General features: G+C 41.9%; 23 protein-coding genes, 1 tRNA gene and 1 riboswitch. Of the genes, 16 read left to right on the forward strand and 8 right to left on the reverse strand.

The features are described from left to right. Positions 1–188: 188 nt before the first annotated feature. The 3 genes from AC1D69_RS09225 (at position 189) to arfA (ending at position 3,588) form a co-directional block, all read left to right on the forward strand. Positions 189–614: an Rrf2 family transcriptional regulator gene (locus AC1D69_RS09225; RefSeq protein WP_495455850.1), complete on the forward strand. Its 426-nt coding sequence runs from the start codon at positions 189–191 to the stop codon at positions 612–614. A 193-nt stretch (positions 615–807) separates the two neighbouring features. Beyond that, on the forward strand, positions 808–1,869 hold the full coding sequence (locus tag AC1D69_RS09230) for a lactonase family protein (protein WP_495455851.1): 1,062 nt from the start codon (positions 808–810) through the stop codon (positions 1,867–1,869). Between the two features lie 204 nt (positions 1,870–2,073). After that, complete coding sequence (gene arfA / locus AC1D69_RS09235) at positions 2,074–3,588, forward strand: arabinosylfuranosidase ArfA (protein WP_495455852.1); 1,515 nt, start codon at positions 2,074–2,076, stop codon at positions 3,586–3,588. Positions 3,589–3,715: 127 nt separating this feature from the next. Here the strand turns inward: arfA and AC1D69_RS09240 are convergent, their stop codons facing one another. After that, on the reverse strand, positions 3,716–4,651 hold the full coding sequence (locus tag AC1D69_RS09240; protein WP_495455853.1) for an ArsR/SmtB family transcription factor: 936 nt from the start codon (positions 4,649–4,651) through the stop codon (positions 3,716–3,718). Between the two features lie 370 nt (positions 4,652–5,021). Between AC1D69_RS09240 and AC1D69_RS09245 the strand changes: the two genes are divergently transcribed. From AC1D69_RS09245 to AC1D69_RS09260, 4 genes are all read left to right on the forward strand, one after another. Next, on the forward strand, positions 5,022–6,101 hold the full coding sequence (locus tag AC1D69_RS09245; protein WP_495455854.1) for a sulfate ABC transporter substrate-binding protein: 1,080 nt from the start codon (positions 5,022–5,024) through the stop codon (positions 6,099–6,101). 60 nt (positions 6,102–6,161) lie between these two features. Then, positions 6,162–6,995 carry a sulfate ABC transporter permease subunit CysT gene (gene cysT, locus AC1D69_RS09250; RefSeq protein ID WP_495455855.1) on the forward strand — a complete coding sequence of 278 codons (834 nt, stop codon included), beginning with the start codon at positions 6,162–6,164 and terminating at the stop codon, positions 6,993–6,995. Positions 6,996–7,043: 48 nt separating this feature from the next. Continuing rightward, complete coding sequence (gene cysW, locus AC1D69_RS09255; protein WP_495455856.1) at positions 7,044–7,907, forward strand: sulfate ABC transporter permease subunit CysW; 864 nt, start codon at positions 7,044–7,046, stop codon at positions 7,905–7,907. A 127-nt stretch (positions 7,908–8,034) separates the two neighbouring features. Beyond that, the gene (locus AC1D69_RS09260; RefSeq protein WP_495455857.1) at positions 8,035–8,259 is read left to right on the forward strand and encodes a YezD family protein; all 225 of its coding nucleotides are present in this window, start codon (positions 8,035–8,037) and stop codon (positions 8,257–8,259) included. 118 nt (positions 8,260–8,377) lie between these two features. On the opposite strand, the gene AC1D69_RS09265 is transcribed toward AC1D69_RS09260, so the two are convergent. Continuing rightward, positions 8,378–9,316 carry a hypothetical protein gene (locus AC1D69_RS09265; protein WP_495455858.1) on the reverse strand — a complete coding sequence of 313 codons (939 nt, stop codon included), beginning with the start codon at positions 9,314–9,316 and terminating at the stop codon, positions 8,378–8,380. 531 nt (positions 9,317–9,847) lie between these two features. Here AC1D69_RS09265 and AC1D69_RS09270 point away from each other — a divergent pair. Next, positions 9,848–10,489, forward strand: coding sequence for an NAD(P)-dependent oxidoreductase (locus tag AC1D69_RS09270; protein WP_495455859.1), 642 nt, complete (start codon positions 9,848–9,850; stop codon positions 10,487–10,489). A gap of 36 nt (positions 10,490–10,525) precedes the next feature. Further along, positions 10,526–12,151 carry an NAD(P)H-hydrate dehydratase gene (locus AC1D69_RS09275; RefSeq protein ID WP_495455860.1) on the forward strand — a complete coding sequence of 542 codons (1,626 nt, stop codon included), beginning with the start codon at positions 10,526–10,528 and terminating at the stop codon, positions 12,149–12,151. Between the two features lie 68 nt (positions 12,152–12,219). On the opposite strand, the gene AC1D69_RS09280 is transcribed toward AC1D69_RS09275, so the two are convergent. Continuing rightward, the gene (locus AC1D69_RS09280; RefSeq protein WP_495455861.1) at positions 12,220–12,648 is read right to left on the reverse strand and encodes a hypothetical protein; all 429 of its coding nucleotides are present in this window, start codon (positions 12,646–12,648) and stop codon (positions 12,220–12,222) included. A gap of 328 nt (positions 12,649–12,976) precedes the next feature. Between AC1D69_RS09280 and AC1D69_RS09285 the strand changes: the two genes are divergently transcribed. Continuing rightward, entirely contained in the window at positions 12,977–13,180 is a 204-nt protein-coding gene (locus AC1D69_RS09285; protein WP_495455862.1) for a hypothetical protein, read from the forward strand. Between the two features lie 264 nt (positions 13,181–13,444). Here the strand turns inward: AC1D69_RS09285 and serS are convergent, their stop codons facing one another. Then, positions 13,445–14,743: a serine--tRNA ligase gene (gene serS / locus AC1D69_RS09290; RefSeq protein WP_495455863.1), complete on the reverse strand. Its 1,299-nt coding sequence runs from the start codon at positions 14,741–14,743 to the stop codon at positions 13,445–13,447. A 378-nt stretch (positions 14,744–15,121) separates the two neighbouring features. On the opposite strand from serS, the gene AC1D69_RS09295 reads away from it, so the two are divergent. From AC1D69_RS09295 to AC1D69_RS09305, 3 genes are all read left to right on the forward strand, one after another. Continuing rightward, the gene (locus AC1D69_RS09295) at positions 15,122–16,027 is read left to right on the forward strand and encodes a hypothetical protein (RefSeq protein WP_495455864.1); all 906 of its coding nucleotides are present in this window, start codon (positions 15,122–15,124) and stop codon (positions 16,025–16,027) included. Between the two features lie 649 nt (positions 16,028–16,676). Then, entirely contained in the window at positions 16,677–17,246 is a 570-nt protein-coding gene (ssuE, locus tag AC1D69_RS09300; protein ID WP_495455865.1) for an NADPH-dependent FMN reductase, read from the forward strand. A 133-nt stretch (positions 17,247–17,379) separates the two neighbouring features. Further along, the gene (locus AC1D69_RS09305; RefSeq protein WP_495455866.1) at positions 17,380–17,781 is read left to right on the forward strand and encodes a hypothetical protein; all 402 of its coding nucleotides are present in this window, start codon (positions 17,380–17,382) and stop codon (positions 17,779–17,781) included. A gap of 281 nt (positions 17,782–18,062) precedes the next feature. Here AC1D69_RS09305 and AC1D69_RS09310 read toward each other — a convergent pair whose 3' ends face one another. The 4 genes from AC1D69_RS09310 to AC1D69_RS09325 form a co-directional block, all read right to left on the reverse strand. Further along, on the reverse strand, positions 18,063–19,094 hold the full coding sequence (locus AC1D69_RS09310; RefSeq protein WP_495455867.1) for a ribonucleotide-diphosphate reductase subunit beta: 1,032 nt from the start codon (positions 19,092–19,094) through the stop codon (positions 18,063–18,065). 428 nt (positions 19,095–19,522) lie between these two features. After that, positions 19,523–21,856: a ribonucleoside-diphosphate reductase subunit alpha gene (locus AC1D69_RS09315; protein ID WP_495455868.1), complete on the reverse strand. Its 2,334-nt coding sequence runs from the start codon at positions 21,854–21,856 to the stop codon at positions 19,523–19,525. A 51-nt stretch (positions 21,857–21,907) separates the two neighbouring features. Then, positions 21,908–22,408 (reverse strand): anaerobic ribonucleoside-triphosphate reductase activating protein, encoded by a 501-nt coding sequence (gene nrdG / locus AC1D69_RS09320; protein ID WP_495455869.1) that lies wholly within the window; start codon positions 22,406–22,408, stop codon positions 21,908–21,910. Further along, positions 22,405–24,378, reverse strand: a complete 1,974-nt coding sequence (locus tag AC1D69_RS09325) for an anaerobic ribonucleoside triphosphate reductase (RefSeq protein WP_495455870.1) — start codon at positions 24,376–24,378, stop codon at positions 22,405–22,407. The genes nrdG and AC1D69_RS09325 overlap by 4 nt, the downstream gene beginning before the upstream one ends. Before the next feature lie 180 nt (positions 24,379–24,558). Continuing rightward, a riboswitch (cobalamin riboswitch) is annotated at positions 24,559–24,818 on the reverse strand. A gap of 225 nt (positions 24,819–25,043) precedes the next feature. On the opposite strand from AC1D69_RS09325, the gene AC1D69_RS09330 reads away from it, so the two are divergent. The 3 genes from AC1D69_RS09330 (at position 25,044) to AC1D69_RS09340 (ending at position 26,656) form a co-directional block, all read left to right on the forward strand. Further along, positions 25,044–25,346 (forward strand): MTH1187 family thiamine-binding protein, encoded by a 303-nt coding sequence (locus AC1D69_RS09330; protein WP_495455871.1) that lies wholly within the window; start codon positions 25,044–25,046, stop codon positions 25,344–25,346. Positions 25,347–25,420: 74 nt separating this feature from the next. Beyond that, positions 25,421–25,492 (forward strand) — tRNA-Thr (locus AC1D69_RS09335). 246 nt (positions 25,493–25,738) lie between these two features. Then, positions 25,739–26,656, forward strand: coding sequence for a hypothetical protein (locus AC1D69_RS09340; RefSeq protein ID WP_495455872.1), 918 nt, complete (start codon positions 25,739–25,741; stop codon positions 26,654–26,656). Positions 26,657–26,789 lie beyond the last annotated feature (133 nt).

Here is a 26,789-nt window from a genome sequence, read left to right on the forward strand (position 1 = left end):
TCAAAAATGGGATTTCATACTATAATGATAAATGTAAACCCTTTCATATGTCTAATCTGTATGGGGCCCTTTCAATCGAAGGGGCTCACTTTTTGTTCATTTAAGCGTGATTCTTCTAGTAGATAAGCGCTAAACTTGACATTTAAAAACTGTTATGTATATAATTACAGATGAGAGGGAGCGATGAAATGAATAGTGAGTTTAATATTGCCGTCCATTGTTTAACCCTTCTTAGCTTAAAGAAAGACCATATGGCTAATAGTGATGAAATTGCTAAGAGTGTATGTACACATCCTGCACGTGTTCGTAAGGTATTGGGATTACTTCGGAAACAAGGTTATGTAACCACGAAGGAAGGTGTCGGTGGCGGGTATCTACTGAATGTAGATAGTGCGAAATTGACATTAGGCGACTTATATCGTCTGCTTGCACGTGGTTCGTTACAACCGAGTTGGTGTTCTGGAGGCGGAGAGTCAACATGTGTCGTATCCGGACATATACAAGAGGTTATGGAACGGATTTATAAAGGTGGAGAATTGGCACTTGAACTTCATTACGATACCATCACATTATTAGATGTTACTCGTGATATCCAGTCAGAGAACCATCATTAAAAATGAACTTAGCTTGATTAACTACTAAATTGGACGAGTCCTGCATAATACGCAGGACTATTTTTGTATAGGGATAAAGAATACATATGGAGAACTTAAAGTAGCGTTATGAGGAGAATTTACGGCAATTGTGATGTAAAAGCTTAGTAAATGGGTAATGATGTAGAGACAGTTATAAGGAGGGAGTATCTTCATGAATACTCAAAACGAAACGATCTTTTACACAGGAACACAAACAGAGGAAACAGAAAACGGTATTTTTCGATGCTCTCTTAACCAATTGGACGGATCAATGCGGGTTGTGAGTAGTATCGGTGGTATAGAGAATTCATCATATCTAGCTGTGAACTCAGTAGGTGATCGATTATATGCGGTTAGTGAAAAGTCAGAGGGCGAAGTCTTTGTCTATGCTATTGATAAGGAGACTGAAGAATTGCACTTATTGGATCGCGTGCCTACAGATGGAGCCGATCCATGTTATATAAGCTTATCCTTAGATGATCAATATGTATTCGTATCGAATTATTCAGGTGGGAATGTCAATGTATTCAGAATTGGCGATAATGGGACATTAAGTGAGCAGACAAGTATGGTAACCCATAAGGGCAGTGGTACTCATTCAGAAAGGCAGGATGCCGCGCATCCCCATTCTGTCTTCTCCGATTCATCGGGGGATTACGTCATGGTGTGTGATCTGGGTTTGGACCAGATCGTAATCTATCGTCTCAAAGAGGGGGAATTAGTAACCCATCGTGAAGTGGATCTACCACCAGCATCAGGACCACGCCATTTTGACTTTCACCCAACGAATAAATGGGCATATGGGCTAAATGAGCTAAGTAATGATATCACGGTGTTCAATTATGATGTGCGCACAGCTGATCTTCAGATCATACAGTGTATTTCAACACTTCCTGATGATTATCATGAAGAGAATACATCGGCTGATATTCACGTATCACCTTGTGGACGGTTCTTATATGCTTCCAATCGAGGGCATGACAGTATCGTATTATATTCGATAGATCAGGACACGGGTAAATTAACCGCGGAGGAGTGGATTACGACCTATGGGGTCTGTCCGCGCAACTTCTCCCTTCTGGATAGTGGATACCTTCTTGTTGCGAATCAAGAGAGTGGAAATATTATTTCTTACTTTATGGATCCTGACACGGGTCGCCTAACTGGAACAGGATTTCTATTAGAGGTTCCCAAACCAATGTGCATTCAACCTCTAGCAGCTATTGAAGAGTAAAAATAAGTTGAAGTAGACCTGATGCAGAATGTTTGCATCAGGTCTTTTTTATGCATTTTATCAATCGTGAAGAATGACTAGAAGTTGTTCGATATCTCGTTGACAAACAGGCATAACGTCGTTATATTCATAATATAATTATAAATGTATTACAAATATATTAATAAATATATTAATGAATGTCATGTGAAAGGATGTTAATCTATGAGCGCACAACTTCGGGCAAAAATGGTCATCGACAAAGATTTTCAAATTGGACGTGTGGATAAACGTATCTATGGATCTTTTATTGAACATTTAGGACGAGCGGTATATGGGGGATTATATGAACCAGACCACCCACTTGCGAATGAGCAGGGGTTCCGCAAAGATGTCATTGCGTTAGTACAAGAACTTCAAGTACCTATCATCCGATATCCGGGTGGGAATATGGTGTCTGCATACAACTGGGAAGATGGCGTGGGCCCGAAGAGTGAGCGTCCTAGACGGCTTGAACTAGCATGGCGGACAATTGAGAATAACCAAGTGGGTACGAACGAATTTATGGATTGGGGCAAAGCGGTCGGGGCTGACGTTATGATGGCGGTCAATCTGGGCACTAGAGGTATTGATGATGCACGTAACCTAATTGAATATTGCAATCATCCAAGTGGTTCGTATTATAGCGATTTGCGACGTAAACATGGGTATGAGCTACCGCATAAGATTAAGACTTGGTGTCTAGGTAATGAAATGGATGGTCCATGGCAGATTGGACATAAGACAGCAGAAGAATATGGTCGTCTAGCAGTAGAGACAGCGAAAGCTATGCGGTTAGTAGACCCTTCTATAGAACTTGTTTCATGTGGTAGTTCGAATACGATGATGCCGACGTTCCCCGAGTGGGAAGCAACGACGTTGACACATACTTATGATGCCGTAGATTTTGTGTCTCTTCACCAATACCATGGGAATGCAGAGAATGATTCCGCTAACTTTTTGGCAAAGAGTATGGAGACGGACCATTTCATTCGGACAATTATATCTACATGCGATTATATTAAGGCTAAGAAACGTAGTAAAAAAACAATGTATCTAAGCTTCGATGAGTGGAATGTATGGTATCACTCCCACGATTCCGATTCAAAGATAGACCCATGGACCGTGGCGCCACCGCAGCTGGAAGATGTGTATAATTTCGAGGATGCGTTACTTGTTGGAAGTATGTTAATTACGTTTCTTAAGTTCGCTGATCGTGTCAAAATGGCGTGCTTAGCACAACTTGTGAATGTTATTGCACCGATCATGACGGAGAATGGTGGCCGTTCATGGAAACAGACGATCTTCTATCCATATATGCACACATCTGTATTTGGACGTGGAATCTCGTTACATACCGTTAATTCTTCTCCGAAATATGACAGTAAAGACTACACAGATGTCCCTTATTTAGATGCAACAGCAGTATATAACGATGAAGAAGATCAGGTGACGGTATTTGCAGTCAATCGCCATTTAGAACAATCACTGACTCTATGTGCAGACGTACGTAGCTTCGAGGGATATGTCATCGTAGAACATATTGTGCTTGAGAATGATGGTGACCTTAAGGCTGTGAACACAGCGGATCATGAAGCGGTTATACCACATCATCATGGTCAATCGAAGATCGATAATGGGTCGTTAGAAGCCATCTTACCGAAAGCTTCATGGAATGTGATCCGCTTAGCAAAAGCTTAATTTCATTTCATGAACTATTTATGTCTTGAACAATACAAAAAGGGCTGTCCCAAATGTCATGAAGATGACTAGGGAAGGCCCTTTTTATTGTAGGAAAAGGTTGGGGAGAACTGGAGACTACTAGAGACTACGCTTCTATCTCTTTTGTGTGATGTGTTTCTTGGGTGTAGAAGAGCTTGAATATAATGTCCTGATTGTAGTTGCCGAACCCTGTGCCGAATAAGGTTAGGCCACCAATGTGTTGAGCGTCATCCAGAACGGCAATGCGGAACGTCCATTGTTTGTCTTCTATGGATAGCTGATCTAATCTCACATTGGAAATAAGATGACCATCCATGAAGGTACCTTCATCTGTAATTCGGATGCGCTTTAAGAGACCGTATTGGTTCACAATACTTGGCCACCAGGCAGGCGTGTGTTTCCCTCGCTTATCGCCGAAATCTCCTGGGCTAGTCCATGTTCCAAGGTGGATGTTATTTATATAAAAAGAAAGATCAGAAGGCCAATTATCATTCGTGAAAGGGGCCTCAGATGCTATTTCTAGTGAAATTTCAAGTTCTTGTGCCTTTTGACTCGAGAGTAGAAAATTAGGCACTTTGTATTCAATGAAGCCTTGTCCGAACCATAATATTTTGGCTTGAACCCGTTTCGAATCCAAGAAATAGCGAGGTTCGTCAAATTCGCCAATGACATGATCGATTGTAGCAAGACCACAGGTAGGTGTAATCTTGAAGTCTGTGTAATGTCCAACAGATACTTCCATCTGATGAAATTCACGAACTTCATCTAATGCACTGGGCATCATTATTTCTATTTTATCAGCGGCAAGGGAACAAATTTTTTGTACGCCACCTTTACCAGGAACCATACGGGTTGTGATCAGTTTTGCCTTTTCCAGCTTCTTGACATGCATCGTCATAATGGCACTACTGAGTCCTAGTGCTTCTGCTAATTCGCGAATGTTCATATGTTGTTTGGCTAATAGTTGAATCATATTTAATCTGACCTGACTTGCTAAAGCTTCATAGACAGGTAGGGAATGCTCCGATATGTCTAATTCCATGTGAAACGCTAACCTCCACTAATAGAATATAATTGATTAACAAATATATAAAGATTATACACTGATCTATGGATTGATAACAACGACATCGACAAGTAGTAGGTCTAATATATAATATATTTATCCTGCTTTAACAAAAAAAAGGTTTGACACTTTCCTACATGCTTATTACAATATCATTATACCTCACTAAACGGGTAGGAATAATTAAATATATTTCTTACCGTACAGACGGAGGAAGTCACGCGCATGCATTGCAGACACAGTTCTTTGAGAGCTGGTTTGACAGCAGCGATAGGGTGATTTTCCTGCGTCTGTTTTGCGTTCCTTTAGTCATAGGTGAGTAGAACAATTAGGAGTGATAATGATTATGAAAAAGGTGTTGAAGCAAGGGGTTCTCGTAGGTTGTGCATTACTAATGACAGCGGTGATAGCTGCATGTGGAAATAAAACGACAGAGAAAGAGAATGCGGCTCCAGCTACTACCGATACAAAGGTGACAGAAAAACTGAAGGATGTTGAAATTCTGAACGTATCCTATGACCCGACACGTGAGCTGTACGAAAATTACAATAAAGCGTTCGCTGCCTACTGGGAGAAAGAAAAGGGACAAAAGGTTACGATTAAGCAATCCCATGGGGGTTCAGGCAAACAGAGTAGATCGGTTATTGATGGATTAGAGGCAGATGTAGTCACATTGGCACTTGGATATGATATTGATGCACTTCAAGAGGATGGCCTCATTAACGAAGGTTGGGAAAGCAAATATGAGCTTAATAGCTCGCCCTACACATCAACGATCGTATTCTTAGTGAAGAAGGGAAATCCTAAGAACATTAAAGAGTGGTCTGATCTAATCAAGGATGATGTGGAAGTCATCACACCTAATCCAAAGACTTCGGGAGGGGCACGTTGGAACTACCTTGCAGCTTGGGGATATGCTTTGAAAGAGAACGGAAATGATGAGGCAAAAGCTCAAGAGTTCGTTAAGAATCTATTCACACATGTGCCTGTTTTAGATACAGGTGCACGTGGTGCGACAACGACTTTTGTAGAGCGTGGTATTGGTGATGTTCTGATCGCTTGGGAGAATGAAGCGATCCTATCCGTGAAGGAATTAGGTCCTGATAAGTTCGATATTGTGTATCCATCGGTAAGTATTCTTGCGGAGCCTCCAGTAGCTGTCGTGGATAAAGTGGTAGATAAGCGGGGAACACGTGAAGTATCCGAAGCTTATCTGAAGTATTTGTACTCAGAAGAAGGCCAGACCATTGCTGCTGAGAACTTTTACCGTCCAACACTCGACAGTGTGAAAGAGAAATTTAAAGATTCCTTCCCAAGTATTGAATTATTTACTTTAAAAGATGTGTTCGGCACATGGAAAGATACACAAGCGAAGCATTTCAATGATGGCGGCATATTTGATCAAATATATGTACCTGGTAAATAGATAGATCGCTATTAGCTGATCGACTCGTTGAGGTCGAAGGCAAGGAAAGGACACAAGGCTATGAGTCAAGTTAGAACGGTCCAGCGTAAAGTCATACCCGGGTTTGGACTTACGATGGGGTTTAGTGTTTTTTATCTAAGTGTGGTTGTTCTCATTCCTTTAGCTGCGTTGCTCTTTAACTCTACAGGATTAACTTGGGATAAGTTCTGGCAAGTAGCTACAGATCCACGTGTGTTAGCTTCTTATCGTATTAGCTTCATGACTGCGGCAGTAGCAGCATTGCTAGATACTGTGTTGGGACTCCTTCTTGCATGGGTACTAGTACGATATAACTTTCCTGGTAAAGCATTGTTTGATGCTTTGATTGATCTACCCTTTGCGTTGCCTACTGCCGTTGCGGGTGTATCATTAACGGCTCTGTACTCGCAAAATGGTTGGATAGGTTCCTTGTTGGAACCTCTTGGAATTAAAGTAGCCTTTACACCCTTAGGTATAACTTTAGCACTGATGTTTATCGGTATTCCTTTCGTAGTTCGAACTGTGCAACCAGTACTAGAGGATATGGAAAGAGATGCGGAAGAAGCGGCAGCTACTTTGGGAGCAGGACGCTTACGTACATTTTGCAAAATCATATTGCCTGCTATGCTGCCACCACTTCTAACTGGATTTGCTCTAGCTTTTGCAAGGGGGATTGGGGAGTACGGTTCTGTTGTATTTATCTCTGGTAATATGCCAATGAGAACCGAGATCGCCCCACTATTGATTATGTCGAAGCTCGAACAGTTCGATTACGCAGGTGCCACAGCTGTCGCTATTCTTTTATTGCTAATATCTTTCTTATTATTACTGATGATTAATTCACTACAACGCTGGGTGCGCCGAACCTCCCGTTAACCAAGGGATTCATTGCAACCACTTTGGGTAAAAGGGGGGGAAGGACAGATGGCGGAAACTGAGCATATCATAGCTTCACCAATTGGAAAAGGAGTCGTCTCTCCAGCAACAACCGAAGCGGGATGGGTGAAATGGCTACTCATCGGTACAGCGGCTGTGGTGTTACTGTGGTTGATTGTACTTCCACTCGTCATTGTATTAACAGAAGCTTTGAAAAAAGGTTGGTCGGTGTATGCCGCCGCACTAAGTGATCCGGATGCCATGTCCGCCTTAAAGCTAACGTTACTTGTTGCACTTATCACGGTTCCGTTGAATACTGTGTTTGGTGTAATCGCTGCATGGGCAGTCACGAAATTTAAATTCCGTGGTAAAGGATTATTAATTACCTTAATTGATCTTCCCTTCGCAGTCTCACCCGTAATTGGAGGATTGATTTATGTCTTGGTATTTGGAGCTCATGGTTGGTTCGGCCCTTGGCTCGACGCTCATAATATCAAGATTATATTCGCCGTACCTGGTATTGTGATCGCTACATTATTTATAACGTTCCCCTTCGTAGCCAGAGAACTTATTCCATTGATGGAGGATCAGGGCGTACAAGAGGAGGAGGCTGCGGTAACTTTAGGTGCTCGGGGTTGGACCATCTTTTTCAAAGTGACATTGCCTAATATTAAATGGGGCTTACTTTACGGGATTATTCTATGTAACGCTAGAGCGATGGGGGAGTTCGGAGCGGTATCTGTTGTATCGGGTCATATTCGAGGAGAGACAAATACGTTGCCACTTCATGTCGAGATTCTATATAACGAATATCAGTTTTCAGCCTCCTTTGCAGTCGCCTCTCTATTGCTTCTATTAGCGATGGTAACGTTGCTTTTAAAGAGCTGGTTCACAAGGAAAAATGCCCATTGACATCTCTTTCCAGTTCGTGCTAAGGTTAATTCATACTAATCAGGTTGGATAAGGTTGCTTTAAAATGAAACTTAATATAAGTCCAGTCTTGAGACATAATCATTATCCTGGCGAAGGAGGCGATACTGTGGCAAAACCACTTCAAGTGGATGAAGTATGGTTGGGGCGAATTGCAGAGCTCTTGAATAATATGGAATTTGGCTCACTTCAAATCGTGGTACACGAAGGACAGATCGTTCAGATGGAACGAACAGAGCGGAAGCGATTTGAGAATAAGCCCTCAGGAGTCGCCAAGGCCAGTTCTGCTCCTCGCTCAGGCACACGACATTTTAGAGAATCAAGTTCTCATTAGACGATGAGTTAAAAAGAATAGCCCCGCTGTTTAGAACGAACGTTTCCTTCATGATAGAAGCGTTCGTACGGCAGCGGGGCTATTTCGATTAGAGAATCAATGTGTCTTCTAGACATCATTATTTATTGTGCTTTCGTCTGGAACGTGTTGGTAATTTTGATAATTCTGGTTCCTGAGTGGACGAAGGATAGAATAACGTCTCTTCTTCTATCAACGAGGATTTATCGGGCATAAGATCACGACCTGCATAAGGGCGTTCACGACGTGTGCGTTTTGTAGTGAGGCTGAATCCCGCTATATAAAGAAGTACCTGAACACCGATAATATAAAGTGCCACATTTAATCCTAACCCATGGAATACGGCGACAGCCGAGATCAATACATACAGAGTTGTATGAATAAGATGATGTAGAAATCGGTGAGTGTACATAAAGACGAGGTAAAGTGAACCCGTTGCGAACATACAAGAGATAAAGCGAGCCCATGCATTCACAATCCCCCACGGAGAAGAAGCGAAGCTTGGTAGTTCTATAAGAGTCTGATATAGCTGTAAACTCCATACAAGAATTGCAACGACGGCCATAAAGGGTAGAGCTGGTTTCAATAATACCCAGAAGCTAACCCCCCAGTTAGGGCGATCCCATTTGCGCAAAAGGGTGCTTTGCTCCCCAATCCTTTGATTAACCTCATATACCCAAGACTTATAGAGTATCGACAAACGAGATTGATCTCGTTCTCTTATATAAGCATCAATCTGTTCATGAAGACCTCTTGTTAGTAGGGGTGCGGCCTTGCATTCCTCCAGAAGCGTAATAAGTTGACTTACTTCCTCTGGGCTATGGCCCTCATGTTCCATCATTTCACCAAGGGGAGCCGTTACACGACTATATAGTCTTAAAGAATGCTGTAGACGTTTTAATTGTTCCTTGCCGGTACTTTGGAGTTGCAGAGCTGTGCGTATGTACATCCATATAAACAATACAACCGCTAGACCAGCCATGATAAATCTTTCTATTGTAGAGAGCGTGTTGATGAAATCAGTCACGGTAAGGAGCAACCTTGATCCCCCCTTCATTATTCTACTTTCACTATTGCACAAGGACATTAATATATCAAGGAGATGAAGGCATGGGACAACTCCCAACCCATTTCCTACGGTAGAGGCTCGATCTCTCAAGAGGAAGACAATAGCAATGACATGCAAGATCAGAGCAAGATCTAGCGGTGACTAGCCGTGAGGGAGAATGTACGTCCCACTATAAGTGGATTAGCGAAGAAGGCTTCAGTGCAAACGTGATCCATTTTAAAAGCTTAGATATAGTTTGCATTTAATGGAACCAACCGTTTCATTCTTTATTGAATAGGGGATTCTAAGCTAATCAGCTTATATAATCATTCCGTTGATATTACCTCCCTAATGTAATTATATGATTGACGTATAATTATATATATATAACCCAGTCTTTACTTTTTAGGAACAGATATGCATATTAGGGGTGTAACGATGAGCTCAAGGTGGTAAGATAACAGGACGAATTAACATAACTTATGGCTTGTAAGCCTGAATATATAGAAAGAAGGAATAGAAATGTTGGATGTTAAAATGGTATTGTTCAGTGCAAATGGAAGGATAGGGCAACTTATTATGAAAGAGGCTTTAGATCGAGGGTATCAAGTCACTGCTGTGGTGCGTGATCTGACCCGTATGCAAGAGCAATATGAGAATCTGAATGTGGTGGAAGCCAATGTCATGAACGTAGACGATGTAGCTTCCATTTGTGAAGGGCATCAACTCATCATCAGCGCAGTAGGTGCATCCCTTGGAGCAGAAGAGGAATTACTGACTGTAGCTCATTCACTCGTTGAGGGCGCGCGTCGTTCAGGCGTATCTCGTCTTATGGTGGTGGGTGACGCTGGAAGTCTTGAAGCGGCACCAGGAGTCCTATGGATGGATACGGATGAATATCCTCTAGAGAATAAACCAGTTGCTGTAGCCCATGCCAAAGCGTATGAGATCATTAGTCAATCTGACTTGGAGTGGACATATTGTAGTCCACCAGCGGAAGTCATTTTTGGACGACGTTCGGGTCATTTCCGTATTGGAACGGACAAGCTTATTCTAGATGAGAGTGACAGAAGTGCTATTTCAGCAGAGGACTATGCTGCTGCGATTATTGATGAAGTGGAAGATCCATACTTCGTACGCGCTCGATTCACGGTGGCATACTAGCTTTAATACCTTGTGTAGGTAAAGGAGAGATGCTTGATGTATGTAGTCACATCAGAACAGATGAGAGAGCTAGATCACGATACGATATGTTCGGTTGGCATTCCTGCTGTTGCGCTAATGGAGAATGCAGGTAGAGCCATTGCGGAGGAAGTTATCGCTTGGTGTCGTCATCGACATCAGCAGGATCATGGATATCAAGGGCATCATCAACAGGCACCTACACTGACTTCCAATAATCATATGATTTCGGCTGATGAGTCACTCTATCTAGAAAATGCGAAGAGGGAGCATTGGTTCATTATCATTGGCAAAGGGAACAACGGTGGTGATGGATTGGTAGCGGCCCGTCATCTTCATGAATCTGGATTCAAGGTCACCCTAATCTATGCAGATCATCCTGATCGGTTACAAGCAGAAGCAGCTATACAACGCGATGCGGCAACTGCAATGGGGCTATCTTCCCGTATCTTCGGAGTAGATGAGGTCGATTTCAGCGATTGCACGGGCATCGTAGATGCATTGCTAGGTACAGGTTCAAAAGGTGCGCCCCGTGCGCATTACGCGGAGTTGATTCATGCGGCTAATCAGAGTGGAAAAGACATTGTAGCGGCAGATATTCCAAGTGGATTGAACGTCAATACGGGCGAACTCTATGATCCGTGTATGAGAGTGGTTAGAACGGTTTGTCTTGCTTTTCTAAAGCGCGGACTTGTGCAGTATCCCGGTGCTGAGGCAGCCGGGGACATCGCTGTCCGCTCGATTGGTATTCCTTCGGATTTATGTAGGAAGCAAGGGATTGCTACCTACTTATTAACGAAGGAAGTTCTGCGTGATGTCCTGCAAGTGGACATCACGCGGAGACGCACGCCCGATGCCCATAAGGGCACATTTGGGCATGTGCTTCTTGCCGCAGGCAGCCTGCCGATGAGCGGAGCAGGCTTGCTGTCCGCTCGCGCCGTCCTTCGGTCTGGCGGCGCGTTGGTCACTTGGGCGCTACCCGGGAGCGTGCTCCCGCATATGGTGGGCGCCGCCCCAGAAGTGATGCTGGCTGAAGCCGCATCAACTGAGTGGGATGAAGCATCAGCTAGAAACGTGCTGAAGCTTGCAAGTAGTCGTGATGTATTGGCTGTAGGTCCTGGGCTGGGTCGTTTCAATGGGGACTTCAATTGGCTACGCACACTATGGGAAGAGGCGACTTGTCCTATGGTGGTGGACGCAGATGCACTAAATATGCTTGCAGCAGCTACGGATGTCCCATTCTGGAAGCCTCGAAGTACGAGTACGGTACTCACACCTCATCCCGGAGAAATGGCCCGCTTAGTGGGCAAATCTACGAAAGAGATACAGAATGATCGAATCGAGGTTGCCGTGAACTATGCGGTATTGCATGGCGTTACGCTCGTCCTTAAAGGGGCGAGAACCGTCATTGCTACACCTGATGGCAATGCCTACATCAATACAACAGGACATGCCGGTATGGCAACAGGTGGAGCTGGAGACGTACTTACAGGTATTATAGCCGGATTACTCGCACAAGGATTTAATGGTCCACAGGCAGCCGCATTTGGGGTATATTTGCATGGACTTGCAGGTGAGATCGTATCAAGTCAACGAGGGAATCAAGCTTCTCTGATCGCAAGTGATCTGATTGAAGCATTATGATAGGGGTTTACATCTCAAATATTATCTCAAATATCTTTTCTAAGGGTTCAATACATCTGTGGTTCTCATTACACAAATAGCCATAAACATACGATAGGGAGTAGCCACGCTAACATGACTGAGGTGAAATAGCGCTCCCGCAATATCGTTCTACCATAGTAGAACAAGAGAAGGATTCCTATTCCTAGTACACCACTGAACCATAAGCTTCCGCTTCCATACACGGTGGAGAAGGAACCTATAACATATCCCCAAATAGACAACAAAAAAAGGGATTTCGTTCTGTTGAGTGGAGGAATTAGAGCATATACGGCATCCCAAGTAACGGATGCTATCATAATTATGCTATAGATCCATTGTTCAAGAGAGATTGAAATGATCCGAGTTGTGATGTAATCATCCGTTACGGTCGCTATAAGATTCAATAATAGAAAGGCAATCGCTCCACAAGCAAGCTTATTGATCACGTAAAACCCAATGCGTATGCGCCACATCATAGGTGTGTAATTTTTGGTTTGCATCATGTCATCCTCTCTACATACGTACAATAATATAAGTATCAATTCCTTCCCAATAGTATAGTCATCTGCCCATCTTAAGGTTCTAGGCGTATGCCCAGATACAAGCCATGTTTAGAGCATAGAAGAGTAACCTTTTAGACACATATTAAGCGCTTACATAGTTAACAATGGCGTGTATCTGTGTTATCATGAAAGCGTAAACAAAATTGTATAGCAAGCAAGACCTTGCTGTATTCCTTCAGTGACTGAGGATGGATTCATAACGGCAGGGCGAGGCTTGCAACCATTCAGGAGGTTGAAGGATATGTATGAAGGATTTATTGAAATGCAACATGTGGTAACACGGGTTCAGTATTTAAGAAATGAAGGTCAAGGATTGGATGAATATCATAGAATTGAATTTGGATATGAACGTAACAATCTTCACACACCAGAACTTTTAGGATCCAGAGAAGATTCCGAAGTGTCTAACGAAACAACTAAAGCAAAAAAATGGTGGCAGCATTAATCTGTACCATTCATCATCATAGATTGCTAAATTTGAATGCTCACGAAATGTTAAGCTAGTGGGATCATTTTGGAACAATATTTATATAAAAAGGGGAAATACGGAGAAAGGCTATTTACCATGAATGACGTGGTAGATAGCCTTTTTGGTTCGATCATTATTATTTATGAATATATGGATGGCTAATCATATTAATGAATGTTAAAGTCTCCTAGACCTAAGAAATGGCTAGAGATACCTTCCGTGAAATTAATAGGGGTAGCTTTATTCGAATGTATTACCCTGTGGTGAGATTAATCGTTCCATTCCTCCCATATAAGGGCGTAGTGCCTTGGGAATATAGATAGATCCATCCTCTTGTTGATGATTCTCAAGCAAAGGAATTAGAATACGTGGTGAGGCAACGGCCGTATTGTTTAGCGTATGGCAGAATTGAAGCTTACCCTCAGCATCTCGGTATCTAATATTAGAACGTCGAGCTTGGAAATCTAGGACATTAGAAGACGAATGTGTCTCACCATATGCCTGTCGGCTAGGCATCCATGTCTCGATATCATATTGTTTGTACGTTTTTTGAGACATATCTCCTGTACATACCGACATCAGACGATAGGGAAGCTCTAATAGTTGAAGGATCTCCTCTGCATGTCCTGTAATTTCCTGCAGTATTGCCTCTGATACCTCCGCATTATTCTTACAAAGAACCACTTGTTCGACTTTGGCGAACTGATGAACTCGGTATAGACCTCGCACATCCCGTCCAGCCGATCCAATTTCTTTACGGAAACAGGCAGACATGCCAGCTAATTTAATGGGTTCGGATACGTCAATGATTTCATCGCTGTAATACGATACTAACGATACCTCTGATGTACCAACTAACCATTTATCTTCACCCGTTATTTCAAAAGTCTGATCGGCTCCCGTTGGGAAAAATCCCGTTCTTGTGAGTGCTTCCGGACGGACCATAACCGGAACATCCATGGCGGTAAATCCATAGCTAGTAAGTAAATCCAGTGCTAAGCGTTGAACCGCTAGATGTAAATATAGACCAGATCCCTTGAGAAAATAGTTCCGACTTCCGGCAGCCTTGACGCCACGGGGAATATCAATAAGATCATGGAGTTCACCTAGTTGCACATGATCTAACGTCTCAAAGGCGAACACTGGGGGAGTCCCAACTCGTCTAATCTCGACATTGTCATCATCATCTCTTCCTACAGGGGTGTCAGGAGATACAATGTTAGGGGCCAATATCATCCTTTGTTCATATTGATCATTTGCTTGCGTTAAAGCCGATTCCTGAATCGTTAGTTGTTGATTAATCTGTTTGACTTGTGCTTTAAGAGGTTCTGAATCTGCGGGATTTCCTTCATGAATGATTGTAGCGATGGTAGTTGTCATGCGATTACGCTCGGCTCTTAAATCCTCTATCTGTTTCAAAAGGTCGCGTCTTTGCTGATCCCAGTAGAGTAAATCCGTTACCGAGAGTGTTATCTTTTTCTGTTCGGCAGTTCTTTGTACCAAGTCTGGATGGTTACGAATAAATTGAATATCTAACATATCTCACGAGCTCCTTTGTCTAAAAAAATACAAAAAACGCCCTCATCCTTTGGGACGAGGAGCGTCTGCTCGCGGTGCCACCCAACTTGATTCAAGCTGTTTATACAGTCTTGAATCCTCTTGGTTCCGTTATAACGGTCGGATGCCGGTTAACTTAGGGAGAGGGAACACCTTCTCCGGTCGCAAACGCCTCCCAGTTGGATTCTGATCATAGGCGTAATATCACTGTTCAATTCGTTGTCGTTCAGTATAGCTTATACAAAACATAAATTCAACAACCAGTTCAAAGAGCGTTCAAAGAGAAAGAAATCACTTACGATATAACCCGGTACATATAAGATTAAATGTAATAAATTAGTGTTTTAAAAAGGAGCACTTATGAAAAAAGTGTTATTATTCGGCCCATTATCTGTAATTATTTTTTTCGCACCTAGTTATGTGCAAGCTTCTGCCATTGTGACTGCGGATGAGCAGGATTTCGTCACTCAACTTGGCGCAGAGCAGATACAACAATTTGAAGACCTCTACATAAACAATAATAATAACCATAACCAATCACTGAATTCAGCTGATAAGCGACCTAGCGTTGGGGCTATTGTGATCGCTACTGATTCGGAAGAGTTGAGACTGATTGCCGAACATATCGCTTTGATGAAACATTATGATATATATATGTATCCGGATCTTCCGAAGGAACATCCATATGAGGATGTATTAATCATTGGTAATGTGAATGTCGTTGGACAGAAATATGTAAAGAGATATGTAACCGAACAAGAAATACGAGATTTATATAATGAATTGCTACCTTCTCCTGACTTATACGTGTGTGTGGAGAGTAAGGAGTATCGTAACGAAGCACTGTATATGGCGGTACTCCGCAAAGGAAGGCTCATTTTTGATTTAGGAGAGATTCCAAATCATAAGACCTATTTGGCATGGTTCGTCACTCCGAAGCAATTTAGTGGGGAGAAGTATGCTGCGATGTTCCATAGATTTGACCAGGTACGTGGGATAGGTGTTCTGATGGCTTCCACACCAGGTGAAGTCAATTTGCTACTGAATAGATCCTTTTATTATGATGATCTGCAGGTTAACAAACTTTTATATCGTTATAGTGATTCCAATTGGGTAGACACGAATACCGAGAAGGAAGGAGATTGGATTCGAATTACTCAAGGCGAAAGGGCAGGCATAGATCTTCATTGGCTCGAGAAGGCCTCGTATATCAACATTTTTGCGCATGGTGCTCCATCGGGTTTAAAGAGGGGAATCTCATATTGAGCACCCGTTACAGTGTTAAAGGAGTCATTTATAAATTCATATCCACGTCGGTGGATTATGTACAGGTTGGTATTTCGCAAGTCATAGAAAACATATTATTCATAGGTGGGTTGTTGGTCTTGCTCACTCCTTTTATGATCGAATGGTATAGGTACGGAGCAGGTATCAAGATTGGCATGTATTGTCTCTTCATAGCGATGCTATATCTGGCACTAGAGAATGTGATGTTTGGTTTACCGATTATTTCTTGGAAGAGGTTAATCATATATAGTATAACGCTGTTCTTATTCAACACTTCGCGCCGTGGGGTCACTTTTAAATCAATCTATATGCTTTTTCGGTCGTATTGTGTGGATTGATGGTATTCATTGTATTGGTTGTAACCCTGTTGTACTATTCATTGTTGTTCGTAGTTCAGTACTTTATTTATAGATATATAGGTCCACGGCTAGGCATCCAAAAAGTGCACTCTGAGATGGAGAACTTAAGGTAGAGGGCCTTTACCCTCGAATAATTGACAATAGGTACATGGATTGGTACGATCATTTAAGCATAGTGATTATATCGGAATTGGAATATCTTTAGGTTTAAATCGTTATAAATATTATAAATAGAGCATGATATCTATATGGAAAAGGAGAATGAAATCATGGCTAAAATTGTTATCATAAATGGAAATCCAAGTCTGACTTCAAGACTTACGGCAATCATTGAATATGTAGAGAAAATTCTCGAAACATCAGGATTCGAGGTAAGTCGTATTGATGTGGCTAAGCTTCCGCCAGAGGATCTTATTCATACAAAGTTTGAAAGTGAATATATCGTCAAAGCGAATGGGCTCGTAGCCGAAGCAGATGCGGTTATTATTGCAAGTCCAGTGTATAAGGCATCTTTTACGGGCGTCCTTAAGACATTCTTGGACCTTATTCCTGAAAAGGGTCTAGCAGGTAAGATTATGTTACCTTTGTTTATCGGTGGGAGTCTTGCACACTTACTTGCCATTGATTATTCCTTAAAGCCTGTACTCTCCGCGCTTGGCGGCCGTCACATTCTTGGTGGGGTCTACACGGTAGATTCCCAAGTGGTACGTACAGAAGATGGGGGTATGGACATCGCTGAAGAATTACGCTCACGTCTGCACGATGCGTTAGAGGAATTGGTAAAGGAAACAAGTTTAAGAAGCGAGTATAAACATACAGAGAACGAATACAAGTTGTAAAAAATAATTGCTGCCCGTGCTGTTAGAATGAGGCGGAGTTGGGACTGGTAACAGTTCTGCTCCGTCTTTTTTTAAAATATAAGAATTTATAAGTGTTTCTGCTTATAAATAGTCTTATATTTCAACGCTAAACGTGATTCAGGTTCCTGCTATTGAAAAGGAAAATACTACGGTCGAGCAGGAGATTCAAGATATACTGAAGGAACAAGAAGAGTATAAGCCATTCTTAACAGAAAAAGGTTATGAAGCATTCGCAGTAAATAGGCAAAACGCCATAGCCACAATATACGCAGTTAAGAATAAGGTGAATATGAAGATAAATAAAATTGATTTTGAAAATATGAACCAAGCAAACATGGAAAAGGACACTTTTTCTTTTAGATACAGTATAGATATCGAACTAAGTCCTTCAGAACTGACTTCCTCTAGAGGAACAAGTGTTGTAACCAAGACAGGAAACATGACAGTGGTTAAAGAGAATGATGTATGGAAAGTATTCAAGGATAATGATAAAGGGTTTTTGGGCGAAGAATGACAGGAGATATATGAGAACCATGAATGGTGGTTCCTACATGTGTTTGGCCGCCATCATGTTACGCGACTCCGCGCTGGGAGTTAATGAAGAAGGGGAATATGAATAAAGGAGTGGGATGATGAAAAAGAGAACTTACTTAGCTATTGGATTGGGATTATCCATTTTTATAGGAATGGAAAACGGAGGTATCCAGGCCGTTGAAGCATCATAATAACTAAAAGGGAGGTAGCCTATAAGAACAGGCTACCTCCCTTTTTTAACGTTACCCATGAAATTAAGAATTACAAATCATCAAACCCGTTATCGTCTCCGACCTTACCGTAGTTACGGGACTTCGCTTCGAAGAAATCCGTCTTCGTTGAATTCAAAGCATCGTCTGAGAAAGGCTTAATCCAAGGCATACAGTTTACATCCACACCTTGATAAGCTTTGTCCATTCCCATTAATGTAAGACGTTTGTTCGCTGTATATTTGATATAATCCTCAAGCTCATTTAGATCGATACCAGCTACGTTAACGAGTGTGTAATGTGCCCAATTGGTCTCTAATTGAACAGCTTCATCAATAGTCTTGTAGACATAGTCCATGTTTTCTTTGGTGTTGAGCTCTGGGAAATCAACGAGCAGCTGTTTGAACACCTCTGCGAAGAAATAGCAGTGTTGATTCTCATCGCGTTGAATATAGGAGATCATCTGGCTTGTACCCATCATTTTCTGATCACGTGCCAAGTTGTAGAAGAAGGCAAATGTACTGTAAAAGAAAATACCTTCAAGAATCAAATCCGCTACCATAGCATGGAAAAATGTCTGTGGCGTCTGTTCATTGCGGAAGCTTTGATAAATATCTGAAATGAAACGATTGCGTTCAAGAAGAACCGGATCATGTTTCCAATATTCAAAAATTTCTTTCTGCTCTTGATCCGACACAATGGATGAAAGGACATAGGAATACGATTGATTATGGACAACTTCTTGTTGACCAATAATAGCCGAAATGGCTTCTAAAGATGAGTCCGTGAAATAACGTTTCACATCTCCTACAAACATCGTCTGCATAGAATCTAACACAGCAAGTAGTGAAATATTAATCTTGAAGACGCGTTGCTCTTCAGGATCCAATCTTGCGAATTGCTGTGCATCCTTGGACATCGGAATTTCATCTGCAATCCAGTGATTCAATAATAGTACCTTATAAAGTTTATACATATGAGGCATACGGATATCGTTCCAGTTCAGAATACCTGAACATTCACCTTCGATAATCCGTGTAGATTGATTGGGTGCTTCCGTATTGAAAATTTGTTGCAATTTCATATCTATATACTCCTTCATAAATATTTCTGGGTTGACCCCTTTCCGCATTTGCGAAGCAAACAGGAGGGATGGAGCTAAGTGTTAACGCTATAGGCTCGCTCTTATCTGTGTGATTTCCCGCATTTGCGGAGCAAACAGGAGGGGTTTAATCACTTCCCGCATTTGCGGAGCAAACAGGACCTGTAGCTCGAGGATGCCGAGAGCTACTCACTCTCTTCTCGCATTAGAGCGGGTCCCCGCTAACGCATTCGCGAAGCGAACAGGGGGACCAAACGCTCCTACCACGAAACGATCCTCACACAATGCTCCTAATTCTCTCGTTCCACCAAAAATTTTCAGGTGTCCAGAGGGCAGAGCCCTTGGGGCCCTCCCTTGGCAAGGGAGGGTTTGGGAGGGATCGAAAGGGGTTGGTCAAGGGAGCCAATCCCTTACGATGAGCAACTCTCACAATCATCAATCGTCAACGCCCGGCTTCTTACATAATAAGTTGATTTCATTCCTGCTTTCCAAGCATGAATATGCAAGGATAGGAAGTCCGTTGCCTTAATATCTGGACGAACATATAGATTGAAGCTTTGTCCTTGATCGACATGACGCTGGCGTGCAGAAGCCATGTTGATGGACCAATGTTGGTCTATATTAAATGCTGTTTTGTAGTACCACATCGTCTTATCAGATAGGTCTGGTGCAGGATTAGCAATCTTGTACGTTGTTTTCTCTTCATAAGATAGCAACTCATACAATGGATCAATGCTGGCTGTAGAGCCGGCAATAATAGAAGTAGAACCATTCGGTGCAATCGCGAACATCCAGGCATTACGTACACCATTCTGTTGTACTTCTTGTTGTAGATCTTGCCATTGGGAAGTCGTTACGAACTGACCTTCATGTTGTCCGTCTGTGTAACCACGTTGTGTGAAATAGTGACCACTTTCCCAATCAGAACCTTTGAATTTCGGATAATGACCCTTTTCTTTAGACAATTCCATGCTGGAACGAACAAGTAAATAGTTGATTTTCTCATAAAGATTATCGTTATAAGTGACAGCTTCATCGGATTCCCAACGAATACCTTCGAGTGCAAGTAAATGATGAAGCCCGAAAGTTCCTAGACCAATGGCGCGATATTGACTGTTTGTATATTGCGCTTGAAGGACTTCAATATTATTGATGTCGATGACATTATCAAGCATACGTACTTGAATAGGAACGAGTCGATCCAATACACCAGCTGGAACAGCACGTGCCAAGTGAATGGAGTTCAGATTACAAACGACGAAATCACCAGGGATTTTGGAGATAATAATCCGAGTCTGGCCGTCTTTCGTAACCAATTCTTCCTTTTCCACAACCGTAGCGGATTGATTCTGCATAATTTCTGTACATAGGTTGGAGGAATAGACCATACCATGTGCACGATTGGGGTTAGCCCGGTTAACGGTATCACGGTAGAACATATATGGCGTACCAGTCTCAAGCTGCGATTTCATGACACGTTTCATAATATCGATGGCAGGGACGGTAATACGAGACAATAAAGGATGATTCACAGCTTCTTCATATTTATCACTGAACGAACCTTGTCCAAGACTTTCATCATAGAAATCTTCAAGGCCAAGAGGGCGACCGTTGTTGTCTGTCCAACCCATCACTTTCTTAACTTCATGAGGACAGAATAGGTTCCACATTCCGCGATTCTCTACAGCACTCATGAACAAGTCAGGAATACAAATACCGTGGAATACATCGTGCGCTCTCATACGCTCGTCCCCGTTATTTAATTTGAGGTCAAGGAATGCTAGGATATCTTTATGGAACACATCGATATAGACGGCGATTGCACCTTTACGTGTACCTAACTGATCTACACTAACAGCCGTATTGTTTAATTGGCGTATCCAAGGAATAATTCCTGAACTTGTGTTCTTATGTCCGCGAATATCTGAACCACGTGCTCTAACTTTACCAAGGTAGACACCGATCCCACCGCCCATTTTGCTAAGACGAGCTGTATCTGTGTTAGAATCGAAGATTCCCTCTAAAGAGTCATCTACCGTATCAATGAAACAACTGGATAGTTGTCCAGCTACTTTTTTACCTGCATTCGACATGGTTGGTGTGGCAGCAGTCATATAGAGATTGCTCATAGCCCAATAAGATTCTTTGACAAGCTCCATACGTCTCTCAGCAGGCTCTTTGTGCATAAGGAACATCGCAATGATCATGTATCTTTCCTGCGGAAGTTCCATCACATGTCCATCAAAGTCTGTTGTAAGGTAACGTTCTGTTAATGTTAAGAGTCCAATATAATCGAATAGAAGATCGCGCTTGTAGTCAATAAGTTCAGCAAGTTCTTCGATCTGTTCTTTTGTATAGTATTCAAGCAATTCTTCGCGGTATATGCCTTTTTGTACTAAATCTGTGATCAACGGGTAAAGTGCGCCGTATGGCTCATCTGCATATGATTTATAGCGACGATGATGTGCAGCTTTTTTATATAAAGAAGTAAGTAGGGAACGAGCCGCAGCAAACTTCCAATTCGGTTCTTCTTTGGTGACAAGCTCTAAGGATGACATCGTAAAAGCATTGCTAATGTCTTCTCCTGTCACTTCATCACGGCGTAGCTTAGATAGTACCCCTCGGATTAATTGTTCCTTATTAAGCATTTCCAATCCTTCTAGCAGGCGATCTGCATAGACGGAGAGACGTTGCTCATCAAAGGCAAGTTGGCGATTATTTGGTTTAACGACGGATTGTGGCATAGGTAGGGGTCTTCCTTTCAATATATGTTTTTCAATTTTGAATATTTAAAATTACAACTGCATAGCATCTTCGTGGCTCAAATTTGCCTGAATATCTATAATACGCTGATTTGAACTTCCACGATAGGGGAGAGTGATATTTTTTAAAGATTCTATATAAGGACCATCGATGACGACTTGGCATTTCCGAAGTAGACGGTATTCTGCTGATTCAGGTTGTGCTATAAGATCCTCATATATATAGCCTGTATAGATCCACACAGAGAAGTTAGGAAGAGACTCCCGAACTTTATCGATAAAATGAGCAGCCTCATCAGCAGAGAAGAAAGGATCTCCTCCAGCTAATGTCATGCCTTCAAGTAACGGATTATTAACCATTTCAGTAATGATCTCTTGTTGACGTTGTTCCGTAAAAGGTTCTCCGTAGTTGAAATTCCACGTTTCCGGATTGAAGCAACCTGCACATCGATGACGACACCCACTTAGAAAGATGACGGTGCGTAGGCCATCACCTTCATTAATGGACTCAGGATAGTAGCCACAAATATTCATTGGTGTTTGACCCGATCTTGTACTTCGGCTTGCTTAGCTGCGTTAAAACGAGTCTGATAGTCACCCGTTAGGTAGCCGGTTACCCGGCGTAAGCGATACATAGGGATGTCTGATTCATGAGTTCCACATTGCGGACAAGTATCTCCGATGATGCCTTCATAGTGGCATGATCCGCAACGATCAATTGGATGATTAATACTGAAATAGCTGATATTCTGTTGTAATGCATATTGCACTATTTTGAGAAAAGCACTCGGGTTGCTGCGTACATTTCCATCTAATTCAACATAAGAGATGGCACCTGCATTGCATAATTCATGAAAAGGAGCTTCAAGTGAAATTTTACGTGCAGCCGGTAGCTTATAATACACCGGAACATGAAAAGAATTCGTATAATATTCACGATCCGTTACACCCGGAATGGAACCAAATACTTCTCGATCCTTTTTAGTGAATTTACCTGACAATCCTTCAGCTGGAGTGGCCATCAAAGTGATGTTAAGGTCATATTCCTCACTCTTATCATCACAATAACGACGCATCGAAGAGATCAGAGCTAACGCCTTAGCATACACTTCATCGCTCTCAGCATGGTGTTTACCATACATAGATTTCATACATTCGGCCAGACCAATGAATCCTATGGACAAGCTACCATGTTTCAGGCAATTTTCCACGGTATCGTCAGGATTAAGCTGTTCTCCACCTTCCCAGACTCCTTCACGCATCATGAAGTCGGAGGCTTTGGCAGGTTGTCGAGATTGAATCTTGTAGCGGTGTAGAAGACCATCAAGAGCAATATTTAAGAAATGATATAAATCTTGATAGAACCCTTCTTCATTAGGTGTTGTGCGGCCATTGACCATACCGTGTTGAATGCCTAATTTAACAAGATTAATCGTATTAAAGGAAAGATTGCCCTTACCTGACAAGTGATTACGCCCATGTCGATCTGCAAGAACGCGAGTGCGACAACCCATTGTAGCAAATTCGGTGTTAGGATCAGTCGGATCATAATACTGCAAGTTGAAAGGAGCATCAATGTTAGCGAAATTAGGATACAAACGTTTCGTTGAACATTCGATTGCCTTTAAGAAAAGATGATAGTTTGGATCTTCTAGCGATTGATTAATACCCCGTTTACATTTGAAAATTTGAATAGGGAATACAGGTGTTTCTCCATTACCGAGTCCGTTCATTGTTGCGCTGAGTAAGCTGTCAATAATCATGTGTCCCTCAGGGGAGGTGCAGGTGCCATAATTAATACTAGTGAATGGAATCTGCCCACCAGCACGACTAGACATCGTATTTAGATTATGAATTAAACTCTCAGCAGCTTGGAGGCATTCTGTCTTCGTCTCTTGCATGGCAAAAGCGTAAGAATGGGGGTGAGAAACGGATAACGTTATATTATCTATAGTGATGTCTTGTTCTTCTATGGAATGATTCTCATTGAAGTATTGTACCCCTTTATTAAAATGCTTCGCAAATGACATGGCGACATATGGAGCCAAATCATGATCCAATTTGCTCCCTGAAACTCCACCATATTGAGAATTCTGCTGACATTGAAATATTATCGCAACTAAGGCCATAGCGGTTGAGATCGACTTCGGGGAACGGACGCTGCCGCTTCCTGTACTAAAGCCTCGCGCTAGGAGTTTGTCGAATGGGATGAAGATACAATTCGTACTTCCTACCGCATATTGATCAAGGTCGTGCACATATAGATCATTATGATCCACAGCAGCCATGAGTTGTTCAGGTAATATGTAATATCTGGCGTACCATTTAGCATATTCGCTACCGAATTTACCTATTTTCCCTGAAAAGCTTTCTCCATTCAGGTTGGCGTTCTCACGTAGCATCTCTACATTAAGACTCTCTGAAATATCGTGCCCAAGACTTGCTACCTCTCGTAACATTACCTCTGCTTCAGAGGTGCGATTTCTTGATTCCATAAGTACCATTGAACTGATTCCACCCTTCGGTTAAGAAATGCCATGATTGTCGCGTCATGTTGTATTCCATCTGACAATCCATCAGACAAAAAAAGCACTCCTAGGAGGTTGCTCAGGACATGCTACTATATTCTCCTGGTTACAAAACCGAAGTGAAAAGTAACAATTCCTATGTCCTCGTAGGATTTGTTGAATTATGTCGAACAGGCAGGTCTCCTGACTCTCCCAAGTAAACGACCCTTGTCCATTTAGGGGGTATTCGTTTAAGCGACACTAGCGCCTTCCCATAAGTTTGTGCTCACAGTGGCAATTGCCGTGTCTATTGGTCTGCAATATGCAGGTCAATTCTTGAGTTACAGTGGCGGGACCGTGATGGATTTGCACCATTCTTCCCTTTTAAGATCCGTATGTGATGTACCAACCGGATCACCTGTTTTTACTATATTTAGTATTGTTATATAAATCTAACCCAATATATTGTGTTTGTAAACAGTCGATTATGAAATAATATCTATAAAAAAGTGTGAAACTTTTCCCAAGCCCGCTACCACTAACCTTTGGAGTGTTTTGATTTGCGATATGAAATTTTTGTGTCTTCATTTTGCTAAATATTTGCGAGTTGGCTAGAATAAGAACATATAAATAATTATAAATAGCTTAGGAGGTATGATGAGATGGCAATAGCTGAAGTTACTATTATTCCGATTGGAACGCAGACGACAAGCCTAAGTGCTTACGTTGCGGATATGCAACGGGTTCTAAAGGAACAGCAAGGTATAACGTATGAACTAACATCCATGAGTACAATTATTGAGGGGCCTCTTGAATTAGTATGGAAAGCTATAGCTACATTACATGAATCTCCATTCCTAGCGGGAGCAGAGCGGGTCTCAACTTCGGTGAAATTGGATGATCGTCGTGATAAATTTTCTTCTAGTGCACAGAAATTACAGTCTGTTCAGGATAAGTTAAAGTAGGATCTATCTACCAGAGCATATAATGTGAATTAGCGGTACAATAATCATTGTGTAAAGGCAAGTTAGGTTCTTAGGCTGGTGTAGCTCAGGGGTAGAGCAACGCACTCGTAACGCGTAGGCCGGGGGTTCAATTCCCTTCACCAGCATTTTTGAGAAGGCTTACGGGGCGCGGTTTTCCGGTTGTGCGGAGATCGCGTTTTATTTATGTCTTTTTATAATGTCCCTATAAGGAGTTTGGAGACTACAGCAATTGGATAAATGAACAACCCTTTTCTGACTAATATTAAACACTCTTTCCCCGCCTCTAGTCCAGTAATTTACTAGTCCACAGACCGGTGTTATTAATTACCTAATATTGTATAATAATGACAACGTAACATCGTGAGACTGAAATGCAGGACTATCAAATGAAGGAGCGATTATTTAATATGGGGATCCATTATAAGCCAATGCTGATTGCAGCATTCGTATTCGTAGGTTTGTTGTCTGGCTGTACGAATAATACCGAAACGATTCAGAGCGGAATTGGTGAAGCAGTAGAAGGGATTAGGGATAAAGTACAAGATACAGCCTTAGATTTGAGTGATGAGTTGAAGAGGAATGGCATTCACCAAGAGATTTCATACACACAAGAGGTGGATAATTCAGTATCGGCACTTCAGGTGGACCATGAGGTAGGTAACATTGTGGTGAAAGGAACTTCTGGTGATAAGATTAACGTGACTGCTACAATTTGGTCTCTAGACAAATCATCCCGTGATGATAAATATCAAGAGATCATGGATCACGCGGAAATTGCTGTCGTTGTAAATGGAGATCAGTTAGAGGTCGTTACACATCCTAAGGGGAATGAGAAGCTTAATATGTGGAAGTGGGCAAAGAAAGAGTATGGATTCTCAAACTTCAGTATTGATTATGTGATAGAGATACCAGATCGGGTTAAAAATTATGACATCTTCAGTGAAGTTGGTGAGATTAATTTAAGTAACCTGAGAGGTGTATATGATGTTCATAATAACGTGGGTTCAGTAAGTATCGAAGGAGCTCACATTGAAGGGAAATCTAGTATAGTATCCGAAACGGGTAGTCTTCAACTGGGTATTGATCAAATGAAAGAAGATAGTAGTCTCAAAGTGAAGACAGAAGTAGGTGCCATTGTTGCGAACCTGGCTGAATCCCTTCAATGTAGTCTGGAGACGAAGACTGAGGTGGGTAGCATCACAGGAGTTTCTAAAGGGAAAAGCGACATCAATGGCGGCGGTCCACTGTTGTCACTAACGTCCTCTGTCGGTTCAATTACGGTGAATTAGGCGTTTAAATCGATATTCATTAAAGGATATATCAATAAAGACATATAAATATATTTACAAAGTCATCCATTTGGATGGCTTTGTTCGTTTTTGAGAATAAGTAATTACAATAATTGCGTAATATTGAGATATA

It is taken from the genome of Paenibacillus sp. Y301 (assembly GCF_059445505.1).

What these genes read in the sequence shown, in the direction of transcription:
- AC1D69_RS09225 (WP_495455850.1), top strand. Translation starts at nt 189, where the DNA reads ATGAATAGTGAGTTTAATATTGCCGTCCATTGTTTAACCCTTCTTAGC.
- AC1D69_RS09230 (WP_495455851.1), top strand. Translation starts at nt 808, where the DNA reads ATGAATACTCAAAACGAAACGATCTTTTACACAGGAACACAAACAGAG.
- arfA (WP_495455852.1), top strand. Translation starts at nt 2,074, where the DNA reads ATGAGCGCACAACTTCGGGCAAAAATGGTCATCGACAAAGATTTTCAA.
- AC1D69_RS09240 (WP_495455853.1), bottom strand. Translation starts at nt 4,651, where the DNA reads ATGGAATTAGACATATCGGAGCATTCCCTACCTGTCTATGAAGCTTTA.
- AC1D69_RS09245 (WP_495455854.1), top strand. Translation starts at nt 5,022, where the DNA reads ATGAAAAAGGTGTTGAAGCAAGGGGTTCTCGTAGGTTGTGCATTACTA.
- cysT (WP_495455855.1), top strand. Translation starts at nt 6,162, where the DNA reads ATGAGTCAAGTTAGAACGGTCCAGCGTAAAGTCATACCCGGGTTTGGA.
- cysW (WP_495455856.1), top strand. Translation starts at nt 7,044, where the DNA reads ATGGCGGAAACTGAGCATATCATAGCTTCACCAATTGGAAAAGGAGTC.
- AC1D69_RS09270 (WP_495455859.1), top strand. Translation starts at nt 9,848, where the DNA reads ATGTTGGATGTTAAAATGGTATTGTTCAGTGCAAATGGAAGGATAGGG.
- AC1D69_RS09275 (WP_495455860.1), top strand. Translation starts at nt 10,526, where the DNA reads ATGTATGTAGTCACATCAGAACAGATGAGAGAGCTAGATCACGATACG.
- AC1D69_RS09280 (WP_495455861.1), bottom strand. Translation starts at nt 12,648, where the DNA reads ATGATGTGGCGCATACGCATTGGGTTTTACGTGATCAATAAGCTTGCT.
- AC1D69_RS09285 (WP_495455862.1), top strand. Translation starts at nt 12,977, where the DNA reads ATGTATGAAGGATTTATTGAAATGCAACATGTGGTAACACGGGTTCAG.
- serS (WP_495455863.1), bottom strand. Translation starts at nt 14,743, where the DNA reads ATGTTAGATATTCAATTTATTCGTAACCATCCAGACTTGGTACAAAGA.
- AC1D69_RS09295 (WP_495455864.1), top strand. Translation starts at nt 15,122, where the DNA reads ATGAAAAAAGTGTTATTATTCGGCCCATTATCTGTAATTATTTTTTTC.
- ssuE (WP_495455865.1), top strand. Translation starts at nt 16,677, where the DNA reads ATGGCTAAAATTGTTATCATAAATGGAAATCCAAGTCTGACTTCAAGA.
- AC1D69_RS09310 (WP_495455867.1), bottom strand. Translation starts at nt 19,094, where the DNA reads ATGAAATTGCAACAAATTTTCAATACGGAAGCACCCAATCAATCTACA.
- AC1D69_RS09315 (WP_495455868.1), bottom strand. Translation starts at nt 21,856, where the DNA reads ATGCCACAATCCGTCGTTAAACCAAATAATCGCCAACTTGCCTTTGAT.
- nrdG (WP_495455869.1), bottom strand. Translation starts at nt 22,408, where the DNA reads ATGAATATTTGTGGCTACTATCCTGAGTCCATTAATGAAGGTGATGGC.
- AC1D69_RS09325 (WP_495455870.1), bottom strand. Translation starts at nt 24,378, where the DNA reads ATGGTACTTATGGAATCAAGAAATCGCACCTCTGAAGCAGAGGTAATG.
- AC1D69_RS09330 (WP_495455871.1), top strand. Translation starts at nt 25,044, where the DNA reads ATGGCAATAGCTGAAGTTACTATTATTCCGATTGGAACGCAGACGACA.
- AC1D69_RS09340 (WP_495455872.1), top strand. Translation starts at nt 25,739, where the DNA reads ATGCAGGACTATCAAATGAAGGAGCGATTATTTAATATGGGGATCCAT.